Below are 14,828 nucleotides of genomic sequence, written 5' to 3' on the forward strand. Positions count from 1 at the left end.
GCAGACCATTTCTCCGATTTCGGAGTATGTCGAGGAGAACCACCATGCAAGCGAACAGATCCTTCCGTGTGCGCGGGGTCGCCCTAGCCGCGGTCGCGGTCACGGCGCTCGCCGTGACCGCCAACACGTGGACGATCGGAGCGACGGCATCAGCGTCGGTCGCCGCGGCCGCACCGACGTCCGGCCCCGCCGTCGCCTCCGACGCCCCGTGGACACCCACCGTCACGTGGCTCGTCAACCAGCTCACCCCCGCTGAGCAAGTACGGCTGATCGAGGGCAGCTGGGCCAACAAGACCCAGACCGATGTCACTCTCGACCCGGATCCCCACAACCAGGCCGGCTACGTGCGCCCAATCGTCCGTCTCGGAATCCCGCAGGCCCGGCACGCGGACGCGCTCGGCATCGAAGGGTTCGCCGACTCGACAGCCTTCCCGACACGCGTGGGTCTGGCCGGGTCATTCGACCGCGACATCTTCAGCCTCCTCGGACAAACCGAAGGCACCGAGGGCAAGGCCCTCGACATGGACCTTCTCTACGGCCCGCAGGTCGACCTGGCTCGGACACCGTCGTGGACTCGCAACATGACGGCCTTCAGCGAGGACCCGTACGTGGCCAAGCAGCTCGGCGTCCGCGAGATCGAGGGCATCCAGTCCCAGGGCCTGATGTCCCAGGTCAAGCACGTCAGCTTCTACAGCGGCCAGACCCAGACGACCCCGTCGATCGTTGGGGAGCAGGCGGCTCGCGAGATCTACCTGGCCCCCGCCGAGGCCGCAGCGAAGGATGCGCACGTCACCTCGATGATGTGCTCCTACGCCACCTTCCAGATCGCCGGGTTCGAGAGCAAGCCCGACTACGCATGCTCCAACGACGGCCTGATGAACAAGATCATCAAGGGCGAGTGGAACTTCCCGGGCTGGATCACCACCGACTACGGCGGCGCCAAGGCCACCTCCGACCTGCTGGCCGGCGCCGATCAGGAGTTCCTCTCGAGCTTCCTCTCGGAGGCCAACCTCCTCAAGTTGATCGACCCCACCTCGACCGACTACGACGGCCGCTACGCCGCAGCCGCCCGCAACTCCACGGCCCGCATCCTCTACGGCTACGAGCGGTTCGGCATGCTCGACAACGACCACATCCCGGCCGCCTACCAGTCCTCGGTACCGCAGCACGGTGACGTCGACAGCCCCGACAACAGCATCAACGTGGACAAGAACCAGGGCATCACCGTGGCGCGGCAGCTCGCCGAGCGTGCGGCCACGCTGCTGAAGAACGACACCCAGACCCTGCCGCTCAGCACCGACGGCACGGTCGCGGTGATGGGCCAGTCCGCTCGACTGCTGCCCGCTAGCCCCGGCGGAGAGCGCGCGATCGGGTTCGGCGACCGGGTCAACATCACGCCCCTGAAGGCCATGAAGACGATCGCCGGCTCCGCGGTGACCTCCGTGCCCGGCATCGACCTGCTCGGTACGACCATCCCGGCCGCCGCCCTCAGCGTCGACTCCGACGGTGTCACCCCCGGCCTGACCCGCACCACCACCGAGGCCGACGCCAGCACCTCTACCAAGGTCGACACCGTCCTCGACGGTCGCCAGAACGACCTGGCCAAAGGCAAGACCTTCACCTGGACCGGGTACGTGAACGTCCCCACCGCCGACACCTACCGGCTGCTGATCCAGCGTCCGTTCGGCACCGACCTGGGCGACAACACCAAGTACAACCAGCAGACCCGCAACGTCAGCGCCAGCACCCTGAGCATGACGCTCGACGGAGCCAACGTGCAGCTGCGGAACCCGGACTCGAAGATCCTCCAAAACGCCGTTCCGACCTTCGCGACCGGTGCACCTGGAGTTCAGACGACCGCGGACAACGGGCAGTACCTCGGCTACGACAACGTCGCCGCCACCACCGCACTCACCCCGGGCCGTCACGCCGTGAAGATCACCTACCAGCCCAAGGCCACGGCGGCAACGACGCCCACGCTTCGCTTCGCCTGGTCACCGACCTCGGCCGCACTACAGGAGGCAGCCGCCGCTGCAGCGACGAACGCGGTCTCCGTGGTGTACGTCGACGACTCCAACGCCACGACGGGTGACGGCGAGTCGGCGCAGACCGACGTCGCCCAGCTCAGCGCCACCCAGAACCAGCTGGTGACCACCGTCGAGGCGGCCGCACACGCAGCCGGCAAGAAGGTCGTCGTCGTGCTCAACACGGGCAACGCCGTCCAGATGCCGTGGGCTGACGACGTCGACGCCATTCTCGAGATGTGGTACCCCGGCCAGGAGGGTGGCACCGCAACCGCCGCGACCCTGTACGGCCAGTCCAACCCGTCCGGCAAGCTCACCCTCACCTTCCCGCGCACGAGCAGCCAGACACTATTCGCCGGTCACCCCGAGCGAGCAGGTGGCACCCAGGACGCGGGCGAGACCCAGAAGACGATCAAGTGGACCGAGGGTCTCAACATCGGCTACCGGTGGTACGCCTCGGCCGAGAACGTCAACGACTACACCCCGCTGTACGCGTTCGGTCACGGCCTGTCCTACACGTCGTTCGACTACAGCGACCTGGGCGTCAAGCAGGCCACGAACGGCGGCCTGGACGTCAACTTCACCGTGAAGAACACCGGCGCAGTCGCCGGCGGTGAGTCGCCCCAGGTCTACCTCGGCGAGTCCAGCGAACTGCCGGCCGGCGTCGACCAGGCAGAAGTCAAGCTCGTGCAGTTCGACCACGTCGACCTTGCCCCTGGCGAGTCCAAGACGGTGTCGCTGAACGTAGCGCCTCGCGAACTCTCCTCCTGGTCGGTTGCCGAGCAAAAGTGGATCGTGGGTACCGGACAGCGGACGCTGACGGTCGGCTCTGCCTCCGACGACATCCGGCTCACCGCTGACGTGAACGTCCTGGACAAGGTGGAGGCTCCGGTCGTCACCCAGGACCCGGCCTCGACGTCGGCGACGGTCGGAAAGACCGCTACCTTCACGGCCACCGCTACCGGGACGCCTGCTCCGACCGTGTCGTGGCAGACCAGCGCCGACGGCGGCAAGACGTGGGTCGTCGTACCGGGCGCCACGTCAACTGAGCTCAGCGTCACCGCTACCGCGGCGGCCAACGGCTCACGCTACCGAGCGGTGTTCAGCAACATCCTGGGCGACGCACTGTCCCAGGACGCCACGCTGAAGGTCAACAAGGCCACCGCCACGGTCCGGGCCAGCTTCGCGAAGAACCCGGTGCGGGCGAGCCAGCGCGCCAAGGTCGTCGTCCAGGTGAGCGCGCCGAAGGGCGTTCGCGCGGACGGCACCGTCGTGGTCAAGGTCAGGGTCAGCCCCAAAAAGGTCACCTCGCTGAAGGCGCACCTGCGTAATGGCAAGGCGGTCGTCACGCTGCCGCGACTGAAGAAGGGAACTCACAAGGTGTCGGTGACGTACGCCGGCAATGCGAGTCTCAGGCCCGGCAACGCGCCGGCGCTTCGGCTTCGGGTCAAGTAGCCGAACGACGAACACCAGAACCGGGTCGACGGTGCGAGATCACTCGCACCGTCGAAGGCGGGTTCCAAGGAAGTTTCGCGGGGCCCTGATCAGTATCTGCAAGGACTCTTGATGGGCCGATGAGCCCGGGGTCGCGGCCCAGCCGCGTGTCCTGAGCCCTTGTGTCGTCGTGGAGTGTCGTGGCAACAGATTGGCAACAGCAGAGCCAGAACAATCCGATCGCGGCTCGCGGTATCCAACGGTCGATACCGACGCTGACCAGCGCATTCGTCAACTCTCGATGACGATCGACATCGACCCATCATCCGATTTTCGGACTTTCACGGCGGTAGCACGGGTTCGAATCCCGTTGGGGGTGCGCTGCATGAAGACCTCCTGACCAGCGGAAACGTTGATCAGGAGGTCTTCGCCGTTTCGGATCTCAAGGGTCCGTCGTAACGAAATGGCAACAGGGTCAACGGTAGGCGTTCCTGCGGGCCCGGTTTCGTGAGCGGCGGCGGGCAGATGAGCGGCAGGCTTGTTCTGCTCGTTGTCGCGCGCTGCCTCCATGGCGACCGCGACGAGCCGGTCGTCGAAGAGATGACCGTAGGTGTCGAGCGTCATCGTGGCTGAGGCGTGCCCGAGCATCTTCTGTACGACTTTGACGTCGGCGCCGGAGGCGATGGCGAGACTGGCCGCGGTGTGGCGCAGCTCGTGTGGGTTCGGGTCCGCCATTCCGACCGCGGTGGCAGCGGTGGTGAAGGTGTGTCGGAACGTAGACACTCGCAGCGGCTGGTTGTGGCGGATGCCGCCGAAGACCAGATCGTCGGGCCCCTTGTCGGCGACGTGGCGAGCCAGGTCCTTGACCAGGAATTGTGGGACCGGCACCTCGCGGCGCTGGTGTGACTTGGGCGTGCCCCAGACCAGCCCGAGACCCTGGACCGGGGTCACAGACTCAGCGATGACTGCGCGCCGTCGGCTGAGGTCGAGTCTGCGAACCTTGAGGGCGGCCATCTCGCCGAATCGGGCTCCGGTCCTGCCGACGATCACGCCGGCACTCAAGTACGACGCTGACGCGATCCCGGCGGCGGTCGAGAACCTCGAGCCAGCCCCGGTCGCCAAGCGCACCTTGACCGTCCTGACCAAGAGGGCGACCGCGAGCAAGAAGGGCAGGATCGCGGTCGAGGTCGGCTGCGCCAGTGCATGCGCCGCCTGCACCGGCAAGGTGCAGATCGCTTCGGCCGTCAAGAAGTCCTTGATTAAGAAGGTCTCTGTAAGGTCCGGGCACAAGAAGGTCATCCGGTTCACGCTGCCGCGAGAAGCCACAAAGAACCTCGCGAAGGGCAAGGCCGTGAAGGTGCGGGTGATCCTCAGGGGAACCGGCGCGACTACCGCGCCCAAGGCGGTGGTGATCATCGTCCGACGCTGAGCCAACGCGGTCGCCTCACGCTGTCAGCCCGAGTGGGATCGTAGGTGGGATCGGCCCGATCGAGAGTCCTCGATCGGGCCGATCCTATTTCCAAGTCGGCGCGAAACCGACCGTCCGTCAGACGAACTGCTCGAGGATGCGAGACATGGCCGCGAAGTGCCTTCCTTTGGCGTCAGCAAGGGCGCTCGATCGCTGCATCGCGTCGGCAAGGCCTCTCAGCGAGCAGGCCGCTCTGCCGATGTCTCCCAGGTCCAGCATCTGGAGCTCGAGCGCAACGATGTCGCTGTGCTCCTCCGACTTCTTGGCCGTGGCCTTGAGTTCCGCCAAGTGGAACCCGAGTGCTCGCCTGGCAGGCTCTGGGAGCTCGCCAAAGCTCAGCCGATCGCTTTCGCTCATCACTTCTCGCTTTCAAAGAGGCCGCGGGGGTCGAGGATGCGGATGCTGTTGCGCTCCACGTAGTGCTTACGAGTGACCGCATCGTCCTTGTGTCGGAGCAGGTCGCGGGCCGCTTCGAGATCCAGGTGCTCGTTGGCCTTAGTCCCGAGGGTGTGCCGCATCGAATGCGGGTGCACCCAGGCCAGGTCTGTGTCGCGCACCAGGTCCCTAAGCGCACGGCGGAAGTTCGCGTGCGTGACCGGTCGGCCGGTCCGGGTCGCGAAGACGAAGTCGTCCGGAGCGGGTGACGTCGGCATCCTGGTCTCGAGGACGGCGACGACGCGCTCGTGGAGTGCGATGATGTCGATGGTGCCGCCCTTGGTCGGCCCCAGGCCGGTGACGGCGCCCCGCTGCTCCAAGAGGGTGTGCCGAACCGTGACGGTCGGCGGCTCCGTCTCGAGGTCGACGTCAGACCACGTCAGCGCCAAGAGCTCTCCGAGCCGCAGGCCCAGGTGGCGGAGCAGGATGAGTCCGTGCCAGAGCGTGTCACTCGCCCCGTGGCCGGTCCTGAACCAGCCCTCGGCCATTTGTGTCAGACGCGTCGCTTCTTCGTCCGTGAGCGCGCGCACCTTCGGTTGGCGCCGCTGAGGACTCGCCGTGCCGTCGAGTGGGTTCCCGTCACGCAGTCCTCGGTCGGCCGTCCACCGCAGAAGAAGGCGCATCACGTTCCGTGGTTGCGCGCCGTGCAGCGGGATGCGGTCGCCGTTCTCGTCGAGGCGGTACTCGCCGGCCACCCAAGCCCCGTTGTCGGAGCGGTGGCCCTGGTGACGGGCGAACAATCCCTCGAGGAGCACATGCTGGACCCGAGCGCGGTCGAGACTGGTGACGGTTTCGTGTCCGAGGACAGGGGAGAGGGTGCCTCGCCAGCACGCGCGGTACTGCTCGATCGTCGACGGGCGTCGGCTGGTGCGGGCCAGCGCGGTGAACCATAGTTCGGCTGCTTCGTCGAGGGTGAGGTCCCTGACCTCCGCGGCGTCGACCTGGCGGGTACGCCAGTCTTCCAGGGCCTCCCGCACCCGCTCAGCGGCCAGCTCCCTGCAGTCACCCTTCGTGGGCGCGTCGACTGCGACGCGGTGGTACCCGCCGGCGTCGTCGCGCCATCGGACCTTCGAGACCCACAGTCGATCCTTGACCTGGGTTGGTCGGATGTCGCCGTGGCCGCCGAGGGGGATCGGTCGGCGGCCCATCAGGCGGCCCCACCGGTCTGCTCGTGCCAGTACGCGTCGTACGCGTCGCGGGTGTAGTAGACGCGCCCGGCCACCCGGACGTGTGCCGGCCCGACGCCGCGCGAGCGCCAGTTCGTCAACGTCTTTGTGGTGACGCCGAGCGCCTCGGCGACACACTCAGAGGTAAGAAGGTCGGTTACCCGACGTAGGTCGAGGACCATGCCTGTCTGCGCGGTCGTGTGAGGTTGCTGGCTGATGGAGTCATTTGTCTGCATGACCTCCTACATGCGGAGTTTTTCGAACGCCGGCTCTCCGCCGGATCGCTCGCGCTCGACGACGCGACTTGACGTACGTAAGTAACCGACTTACGCTAGTGAAACAGTCTCGAGGGGGTTACGTGGAAACTGATCTTCCGCACTTCACATCGGTCACCGATAGCGACTTCTGGCGCGCCTTCGAGCGACGCCTCGCGACGAAGCCCTGCCTGAGCGGTAGGACCCAGGAGCGTCACGAACTTGTCGTCGCGGCGTACGCGGACATGACCACCCGGCCCGCGACTCTGCCGGGCCCGGTCGAGTACGCGGATACGGTCTACCGCCTCCGCTACACGCTCGGACCTTCGGTCTCGAGCGCCACGCGCGAACGCTTGCGCCAGGAGAATGAAGCGGACGCGCTCCTCCTTCTGGCGGAGGGGGTAAGTCCCGAACTACTCGGACTCGCCGGCTGAGGACGGGTCGGACGGGAGGAAGACGCGTGTGCCTCGCGCAGAACCGTCGGCGATCTCGAGTCGTCCAGCATCGATCCAGTTGTAGATGGTCTGCGGCGTGACTCCGAGTCGCTCCGCTGCCTCGCGTACGGAGTGGGTGCCAGGCGGGTGGGCAGGCGGGGGACGGGAACCGCGAGCCGTCGCCTGGTTGCGGGCCACGGTCGCGTTCTCGTAGCCCGCGAACGCGGCGATCTCGGACCACGTCCACCCGAGGTCGTGGGCCTCTCGCAACAGACGGTGACGTTCCTCGGTGAGTTGCTTGCGCTGTTGATCGAGCGCGTCGCGCTCGGCCCTCAGCGCTTGGAGGCGATCGCGTACCCAGTCCCGGTCTGAGCGCGCGTCTGGTCGATCACCCACCCGCGGATCCTCTCACGCTGTGTCATGGGGCGGGCTCCGCTGCACGCGCGTTGTCAGGACCTAACGGCCCGGATAGGAGGAGCCTTGGATGAGGAGTTCGAGCCCAATGAGATCGCGGACCTTCTCGCGCCGTTCTGGACTCTGCAGCGAACAGCGGAAGCCCTAGGCATCGCTGTGGGAGAACTGGAACGTCGGACCGCATCCGGATCTGTGCTGGGTCTCGTGCCCGAAGGAGGAGCGGCGCACTATCCGGTCTGGCAGTTCCGGCGGCGACCAGACGGAGTCGTTGAGGTCAAGCCTGCCTTCGCCTCCTTCATCGGTGTGCTGCACGGCTCGGCCAACCCGTGGAGCATTGTCATCCTGCTGCGCACGCCTGCGTCGGAGCTCGGCGACATGACGCCAGAGGAATGGGATAGGTCGGGCGGAAATAGTGCAGGCCTGACTGAACTGGCTCGCCTCCTCGCATCGGAGTGGAAGCGATGAGAGGAGACCCGGCGGACTTCCTCTCCGCTCGGCTCACCGAGGACGAGGAGCGGGTGGACTCACTCCTCCTGTACCTCGAGGCTCTGCCGCGACTCGAACCTGCGTCGGCGACAACTTCGGCCGTGGAGATCTCGTGGTCAGCCGATCCAGGTCACCATGATCACTTCCTGCGACTTCATCCCAATCGAGTCGAGGTCTGGTTCCGGGAGGACCCGCGTCGCCTCGAGCACGACCTGTCCGCTCGACGACAGATCGCTGCCGACCATCGGGCCACTGACGGTGGGGCCTGTGCGATCTGTGTCGAGACCCTTGCCGAGCGGCCGCGCCCGGTCACGTATCCGTGCCCGACGCTCTGCCGCCTCACCTGGAGATACGCCGATCACCCCGACTACAACGACTCGTGGAACGACTCGTGACCGACCGCCGCCGCAGATGCCGGCACGGCGACCGCGCGACAGCGCTTCCCGACGGGTGGGGTCCATGCGACTCATAGATAAGGCCTCGCTTCGCTCGGCGGGCCGGTGTTGCGTCGATGGCGATCCGGTGTCGGGGCGAGTCGATTCGAAGGTCGTGATGGTGTCGATTGTGGTGTCTCGCTGTCTTGCCGTTGTCTGTCCTTCGCCTCTCGCTACCTGGTGCTCGGTGGATCGTTGTGTTCGTGTCTGCGCCGTCGCTTCGACGGAGTCGAAGAGGAGGTTCGGCCTGAGAGTGCGTTCACTGAGGATTCAGGCGTCGGTCTATCCACCCAGATGGAGCGTTCGCGGACCAGAATCGCGGCCCACTTCCTGCGCCCGGCCGCCGGTTCCTCTGTGCATACGCATGTTCACCGCCATGAGCGATTCAATTCCTAAAGAGCACCTGTCCGACGCCACGTCGTATCCGATCAGCGGCCACCTTCCGACCCGACTGAGCGGCAATCGGCAAGCGCCGACATCGCTGGACCCGTACGACGAGATCTTCGGCGACGTCGGTCCTTACCCCGGTGCAACCGGCTTCGCGCACGCCCCAGGCATGGCGGCAGCCGGAGGGCCTGCGCTGCCCGCTGCCTATCGCCGAGCGCCGACGACGTTCGACCCAAATCGTCAGACCTTGGCCAGACGCAACGCGGCCATCCACCTGCTGGGAGCACTTGCGTCGTACGGCTCCGTCACGAACAACCAGGCGGCGACGTTCACGAACCAGCCGTCGCTCGCCGACCCTCGCTCCGACCTCATCGCCAACTTGTTCGCCGCAGGACTGATCGACATCGCGAGCCCGTATCTCGGCCAGGGCCTGGGCGCAGCCCGCGATGGAACGGTCGGCTATCAGCTCGGGGACCTGAACATCGTTCGACGGCTGATCCAGCAGCTGTCGGTCGCCGAGGCAGTGGCCATCACCGGCGGACGCCCCCTCCCGACCAACGCCGTGCATGTCCGCCACGACACGCTGGGCGCCGAGCTCGCGCTGCGCGCTGCAGGGCATCTCAAGATCGGAACGGTCCTCGGGCCGCACCTCTCGTCTTTCGCTGACCTGACGGCTATGTGCCGTTACCCATCTGCCGGTCGAGGCGGCCCGGACCTCACTCTCGTGCGGGACGATGGTCTCCGCGTCGCCATCGAGATCACCTCGTCGATCGGAGAGAAGTTCACGGCTAAGGTCGAGCGCTGGATGCAGGTCCTCGCGGAGAGTCCGCTCGAAACGTCTGGGTTGACGGTTGTCTTCCTGGTGGCCCCACCTCCGGCTGCGGTCCTGCGGCACGGCGATCGCGTCCGCCGAACCGTCTATCGGGAGGTCGGCAAAGCGGTGCGGACGTTTCCCGGATCTTCAAGAGACCGTACGGCCAACCGCGTGGGTGTGGCGACCTGGAGAGAGTGGTTTCCAAGACCTCATCTGGCAACTGAGCGGTTCGGGTGGCTGGAGGTGGACAGGCCCAACGGGGAGGCGTCCCAGTGGACGCGCTGCCGCATGTGGGACCCACGTCAACGTCCGCTCGCCGACGACACCCGCGTCGCCCTCCGGTCCGTCATCTCCGCAGCGTCGATCCTCTCCCAGACGCCCTTCTGGCTCCGGGAGCGGCACTCGCCGGCAGTTCTGTCGGCCGACCTTCTCCGTTCAGCCGTCGGTGTGCCGCAGGACGTAGACCCGCTGCGGGACAGGTCCGCCCGGCGGCCGACCGGGGCATCGCAGGGCGTCGCCGGCGCGACGTGCCTACCCGCCTATCTGATCGGTCCGGCCGATAGCCCGGAGCGTGCTGCACGCCAGCGCGTGACCAGTCCGATCGGGGTCACGCCTCCGCCCCTCCCGGACCCGGCGTTCGGCCACAAGCTCGAGCGTCCAGAGGAGCGCAGGGCATGAGCGACATGACGGCCCAGCGGAGCGCCCTGGCTGACGCTCGACGGCTGCGCGCGGAGTTCCTTCACGACGTCCATCTCGGGAGGACTATGCCGATCGACCTCCTGGACGCCGCTCGGGAGGACTGGGCGATCCCATTGCGACAGATGAGCCTCGAGCAGGTCTTCCTGTCATCGGGCATGAGCGCCCGAGGGTGGCGTCTTGTCCGCACCCGGATGCTCGCCACACTCGGCATCGAGGTCCGCCGCGCGGACCTGACAGTTGGCTGGGTGATCGATCCGCGTGCCGGAGGAAGGCGCCACTACGCCTTGGGCGACGCCCTCCGCGACCGCGATCAGGCGCCGTGGCCAGGCTTCCCCTGGTTGCCTCGACCAGGCGCGTCCGAACCGGAAGAGCGAAGCGTATGACTGCGTCGCGTCTCGACAACGTCATCGCCGTGATCGGGGACCTTCACGGTGACCGGATGTGGGCGAACGCGCGCCTGCAGTCCCTCGGCGAGAGGGGCATCCAGGCAGCCATCCAGGTCGGTGACTTCGGCGTCTGGCCTGGCGGTTCGGGCAAGCAGTACCTACGCACCGTCGACGCGGTCTGCGCGAAGTACGACCTCACTCTGAAGGTGGTGGACGGGAACCACGAGGATCACGCCAGGCTGCAAATGCTGTGGAAAAACCCCAAGCGACGGGACGAGAGCGGATCACCTCTCCCGCTCTACCTCACGGATCACATCGCCATCCTGCCGCGGGGCTGGCGCTGGACGATGGGACGGCGGACCTTCGTCGCGCTCGGCGGCGCTCCGAGCATCGACTTCGAATACAGGACCCGTGGGAAGGACTGGTGGCCGGAGGAGCAGATGACTCAGGACGACGTCGACCGAACCGTCGCCGGCGGGTACGCAGACGTCATGGTGACCCACGACGCGCCCGGACCGCCTTGGTGCGTACCTCAGGTCGGCGAGATCTTGCGTTCGAACCCGATGGGCTGGTCAGATCGCGGGGTCGACTACGCCCGCGTCGGGCGGGAGCTGGTCACTGAGGCAGTTCTCGGCATACGTCCGCGGCTTCATATCCATGGCCACTATCACGTGAGCGGCCAGGCGACGGTACGTCTGCCGGGCGCCGACCACGACACCCGAGTGTGGTCTCTCGACAAGAACGGCAAGGCCGGGAACGTCCGGTTGCTCGATCTCGACACGCTCGACGATCCCGCGCTCCGACCATAGAAGGCGGGCTCTGGTGCAGGCAACGACCTTGAGTTCGTCGACCGACGCCGTGGGATGCCGGCCGGCGAACTTGGGTCTTCACGTCAGGGGCGCTTGCAGGCGGTGCAGCGTGGTGCACCTGCGGCCCGCGCCGTCATCGACGCCAGAGACTCCTGCCACTCGTGTCCGCGAGGGCACTTCCACCAAACGGGGTGATGGCTGACGTCGTGGTGCTCGTAGCCGTCGAACCAGATGAATGTGCCGTCTTTCATCGGGAAGATGTTTTTCTGGTGCGAACGGCAGCCCGGGGTCGCGCCGCGTGCTGGGGTTGGTACGCATGTGGTTCTCCTGCTCTGGTGTGTTCGCCGAGTCGATGTCGTCGGCTCGTTCTAGGTGTGCGGATCGGAGCCGCCTTCTCCCCAGCCACGCGGTCTGACCCCTCGAGCGGGCCGCCATCACTTCGCCGGCGTTGCGGTCGCTGGCGAAGCGCGAGACCAGCGCGCCCGTGCGACCTCGGTCTCGGCTTCGGATAGCACGCTCAGGCGGCCAAGCTCCCCGGCACCGCGTGTACTCGACCAGGTCTACGTTTCCGTTCCCCGAGACGCTGGTGCGTCGGTCGCCGTCCCAGATCTAGCGCGAAACAGCCGATCTCCGGCTCGGGCACGTGCAGCGGGACATGATGCGGCACAACTTCTGCGGCTAACGCCCGAATACGACGAATGAACTTGTTCCACCGGACGATCTATGCCGCTATGAGGTAGATCTCCTACCCGCCAGTCACAACAACTCACGTCCCTAAACTCCGGCTCACTGCTGGCGGCCGGAGTCCCGAGCTTGGCCGCCAGCGGCGACAATGCACCGACCGACACGATTCCCCTCCCTCCTCGAGTGGTCGGTGCAGTCCAAACCGTTGGTCTGTCGCTCAACGGGACGGACGCCAGGTGATCGGAACGACACTTCCGGTACGACTGCCGGCCCCGCTATCGGAAGCAGGTGCGGGGTCGGCAGATCAACCCCGGGCGTAGCGCTGTGGACGGAGCAATGCGTGAGACAGCTCCACATCCTGACGATCGCAGGCAACCTGCCCCTTTCACTTCTCGACCGCGTGCTGACAGCAACGGAGCAGTCCCTTCGCGACCTCGGCGTATCCAGAGTCTGGATCACCTCGGACGGGGGCAACCTGAAGGTCCTTGCGGAGATCCCGGCGGACACCGACAGCGATCTGGGTAACGGCGTCGGCCATAACCGCGGCCCGTAGGCAACGCAGGTCCGGCGAGTCAATGCGGCGAAAGGGCTACGCCGAGGTCGACTCGACGTCGTAGATGAAGTGGTGATCTCTGGGGTTACCTCGGAGTGGTGGCCACGACGCGGTGGTCGGTGACGGTCCCGATGGCGTCGAGCGGTGCGTTCGTCGCTGGCCGGTCGTCTGTGCGTAGGTCGGACCCTGACGGCGGTTTGGCGAACCAGAGGACCTGTGAGGTCAGTCTCTTACTCGTCGGTCACGTCAGCGAGCGCCGTAGCGTCGTCCGTCGATCCTGCTCCGGTGCTGGGCCCGAGAGTCACCCTTTGCCAGCGAGTTCGCGCCTCGACCGATTTCTGGGAAGAGCTCGAGCGAAGTTGTCGTGCCCCGTCAACGAGCCCACAGGCGAGACGAGTTGTGCAGTGACGATGGTGGAGACGATCGGTGTTGTCGGTGGTGGCCTGATGGGCTCGGGCATCGCTGAGGTGAGCGCGCGGGCCAGCCAGGACGTCGTGGTGGTTGAGTCGAGCGACGTCGCCGCGAAGGCGACGTTGTCGCGGCTCGAGAAATCGCTGCAGCGCGCCGCCGCCAGGGGCAAGATCGACTCGGTCGAGGAGGTCCTCGGCCGGATCCGAGTGTTGACCGACCTCGAGGCATTGGCGGACCGCGAGTTCGTGGTCGAGGCGATTGCGGAGGACGAGGCCGCCAAGGTGGCGCTCTTCAAGTCCCTCGACGCGATCGTCGAGGCGCCGGACGCGATCCTGGCGTCCAACACCTCGTCGATCCCGATCATGAAGCTGGGCGTGGTCACGAGCCGCCCGACGCAGGTGATCGGCATCCACTTCTTCAACCCGGTGCCGGTGCTCCAGCTCGTCGAGCTGGTTCCCTCCCTGCTGACCTCGGAGGACACGACCGCGCGCTCGCGTGCCTGGGTCGAGGGCTCGCTCGGCAAGCAGGCGATCGACTGCCAGGACCGGGCGGGCTTCGTGGTGAACGCGCTGCTGATCCCCTTCATCCTGTCGGCGATCCGGATGTTCGAGTCCGGCTTCGCCTCCGCGGAGGACATCGACCGCGGCCTGGTCCTGGGTGCCGCGCACCCGCAGGGCCCGCTCGCCCTCGCCGACCTGATCGGCCTGGACACCACCAAGGCCGTCGCCGAGTCGCTGTACGACGAGTTCAAGGAGCCGCTGTACGCCGCCCCGCCGCTCCTGCAGCGGATGGTCGACGCCGGCCTGCTGGGCCGCAAGACGGGCCGCGGGTTCTACACCTATAGCTGAGCCGAAAGTGTCCGACTCAGCCTTCGAGGCGAGCCGCGAGGTCGGTCACGGCGTGGCCGCGGTGCTCATCGAGCTCGCGCAATGCCCGGTCGATGTCACCGGCGCGTAGTGCCGCGACGATGCTCGCATGCTCGTCGTTGACGCGATCGCGCGCACCTCGATCGGCGTAGTACACGGAGCGGTAGGCGTCCGTGCTCTGCCACAGCATGCGGATGAAGTCCTCCATGCGAGGGTGCCTGGCCGCCCCGAAGATCGTGAAGTGGAAATCACGGTTCGCTGCGATCATCAGGTGAGGGTTGCCCGCTGCGCTCGCGGACTCCATCGCCTGCATGAGGCGGTCGAGTTCGGCGAAGCGCTTGTCATCGAGTAGGGGCGCTGCGATGCGCACGATCTCATCCTCGAGCAGGCGCCGGATCAGGTAGGTCTCGGTCAGCTCCGCCAGGCTCAGTCGCGCGACTTGGTAGCCGCGGTGCGGCTCGTAGCGCACCTGGCCCTCGGCCTCGAGCGTCTTGAGTGCCTCACGCACCGGGACCACGCTCGTTCCCAACTCTGCCGCGAGCTGTTCCTGCCGGATCCGCGCATCGGGCTTCAGCCGACCACTAGCCACGAGCTCCCGGATCTGTTCGAGCGCGAACTGCTGCGCCGTCAGTCTGCGGGTCGTACCGGGGTGCTGAGGACCATTCATCGC

General features: G+C 66.6%; 15 protein-coding genes. 8 read left to right on the forward strand and 7 right to left on the reverse strand.

All coding sequences use genetic code 11. The features are described 5' to 3' along the window. Nucleotides 1–44: 44 nt before the first annotated feature. The gene (locus ASC77_RS20705; RefSeq protein ID WP_162249844.1) at nt 45–3,479 is read left to right on the forward strand and encodes a glycoside hydrolase family 3 C-terminal domain-containing protein; all 3,435 of its coding nucleotides are present in this window, start codon (nt 45–47) and stop codon (nt 3,477–3,479) included. Between the two features lie 270 nt (nt 3,480–3,749). Here the strand turns inward: ASC77_RS20705 and ASC77_RS20710 are convergent, their stop codons facing one another. From ASC77_RS20710 to ASC77_RS20735, 5 genes are all read right to left on the reverse strand, one after another. Further along, entirely contained in the window at nt 3,750–4,874 is a 1,125-nt protein-coding gene (locus ASC77_RS20710; RefSeq protein ID WP_056157332.1) for a site-specific integrase, read from the reverse strand. Nucleotides 4,875–5,004: 130 nt separating this feature from the next. After that, nucleotides 5,005–5,283, reverse strand: coding sequence for a hypothetical protein (locus tag ASC77_RS20715; protein WP_156391209.1), 279 nt, complete (start codon nt 5,281–5,283; stop codon nt 5,005–5,007). Then, complete coding sequence (locus ASC77_RS20720) at nt 5,283–6,509, reverse strand: tyrosine-type recombinase/integrase (protein ID WP_056157337.1); 1,227 nt, start codon at nt 6,507–6,509, stop codon at nt 5,283–5,285. Before ASC77_RS20720 ends, ASC77_RS20715 begins: the two co-directional genes overlap by 1 nt. Then, entirely contained in the window at nt 6,509–6,763 is a 255-nt protein-coding gene (locus tag ASC77_RS27755) for a helix-turn-helix domain-containing protein (RefSeq protein ID WP_056157339.1), read from the reverse strand. Before ASC77_RS27755 ends, ASC77_RS20720 begins: the two co-directional genes overlap by 1 nt. 431 nt (nt 6,764–7,194) lie before the next feature. Then, the gene (locus ASC77_RS20735) at nt 7,195–7,611 is read right to left on the reverse strand and encodes a helix-turn-helix domain-containing protein (protein ID WP_082575126.1); all 417 of its coding nucleotides are present in this window, start codon (nt 7,609–7,611) and stop codon (nt 7,195–7,197) included. Between the two features lie 84 nt (nt 7,612–7,695). On the opposite strand from ASC77_RS20735, the gene ASC77_RS26815 reads away from it, so the two are divergent. The 5 genes from ASC77_RS26815 (at nt 7,696) to ASC77_RS20750 (ending at nt 11,644) form a co-directional block, all read left to right on the forward strand. Then, nucleotides 7,696–8,094 (forward strand): hypothetical protein, encoded by a 399-nt coding sequence (locus ASC77_RS26815; protein WP_156391210.1) that lies wholly within the window; start codon nt 7,696–7,698, stop codon nt 8,092–8,094. Continuing rightward, on the forward strand, nt 8,091–8,510 hold the full coding sequence (locus ASC77_RS27890) for a DUF6221 family protein (protein WP_414813202.1): 420 nt from the start codon (nt 8,091–8,093) through the stop codon (nt 8,508–8,510). The genes ASC77_RS26815 and ASC77_RS27890 overlap by 4 nt, the downstream gene beginning before the upstream one ends. A gap of 403 nt (nt 8,511–8,913) precedes the next feature. Continuing rightward, nucleotides 8,914–10,428 (forward strand): hypothetical protein, encoded by a 1,515-nt coding sequence (locus tag ASC77_RS20740; protein WP_156391212.1) that lies wholly within the window; start codon nt 8,914–8,916, stop codon nt 10,426–10,428. After that, nucleotides 10,425–10,832, forward strand: coding sequence for a hypothetical protein (locus ASC77_RS20745; protein WP_056157346.1), 408 nt, complete (start codon nt 10,425–10,427; stop codon nt 10,830–10,832). The genes ASC77_RS20740 and ASC77_RS20745 overlap by 4 nt, the downstream gene beginning before the upstream one ends. Next, nucleotides 10,829–11,644 carry a metallophosphoesterase family protein gene (locus ASC77_RS20750; RefSeq protein WP_056157348.1) on the forward strand — a complete coding sequence of 272 codons (816 nt, stop codon included), beginning with the start codon at nt 10,829–10,831 and terminating at the stop codon, nt 11,642–11,644. The genes ASC77_RS20745 and ASC77_RS20750 overlap by 4 nt, the downstream gene beginning before the upstream one ends. Nucleotides 11,645–11,727: 83 nt before the next feature. Here the strand turns inward: ASC77_RS20750 and ASC77_RS27895 are convergent, their stop codons facing one another. Next, entirely contained in the window at nt 11,728–11,895 is a 168-nt protein-coding gene (locus tag ASC77_RS27895) for a zinc-ribbon domain-containing protein (protein WP_082575127.1), read from the reverse strand. Between the two features lie 773 nt (nt 11,896–12,668). Here ASC77_RS27895 and ASC77_RS20755 point away from each other — a divergent pair. Continuing rightward, on the forward strand, nt 12,669–12,881 hold the full coding sequence (locus ASC77_RS20755; protein ID WP_056157350.1) for a hypothetical protein: 213 nt from the start codon (nt 12,669–12,671) through the stop codon (nt 12,879–12,881). A 413-nt stretch (nt 12,882–13,294) separates the two neighbouring features. Then, nucleotides 13,295–14,140 (forward strand): 3-hydroxybutyryl-CoA dehydrogenase, encoded by an 846-nt coding sequence (locus ASC77_RS20760; protein ID WP_321163716.1) that lies wholly within the window; start codon nt 13,295–13,297, stop codon nt 14,138–14,140. A 16-nt stretch (nt 14,141–14,156) separates the two neighbouring features. Here the strand turns inward: ASC77_RS20760 and ASC77_RS20765 are convergent, their stop codons facing one another. Further along, entirely contained in the window at nt 14,157–14,825 is a 669-nt protein-coding gene (locus ASC77_RS20765; RefSeq protein ID WP_056157352.1) for a GntR family transcriptional regulator, read from the reverse strand. Nucleotides 14,826–14,828 lie beyond the last annotated feature (3 nt).

Origin of the sequence: Nocardioides sp. Root1257 (genome assembly GCF_001425175.1) — a bacterium.
Classification (GTDB): Bacteria; Actinomycetota; Actinomycetes; order Propionibacteriales; family Nocardioidaceae; genus Nocardioides.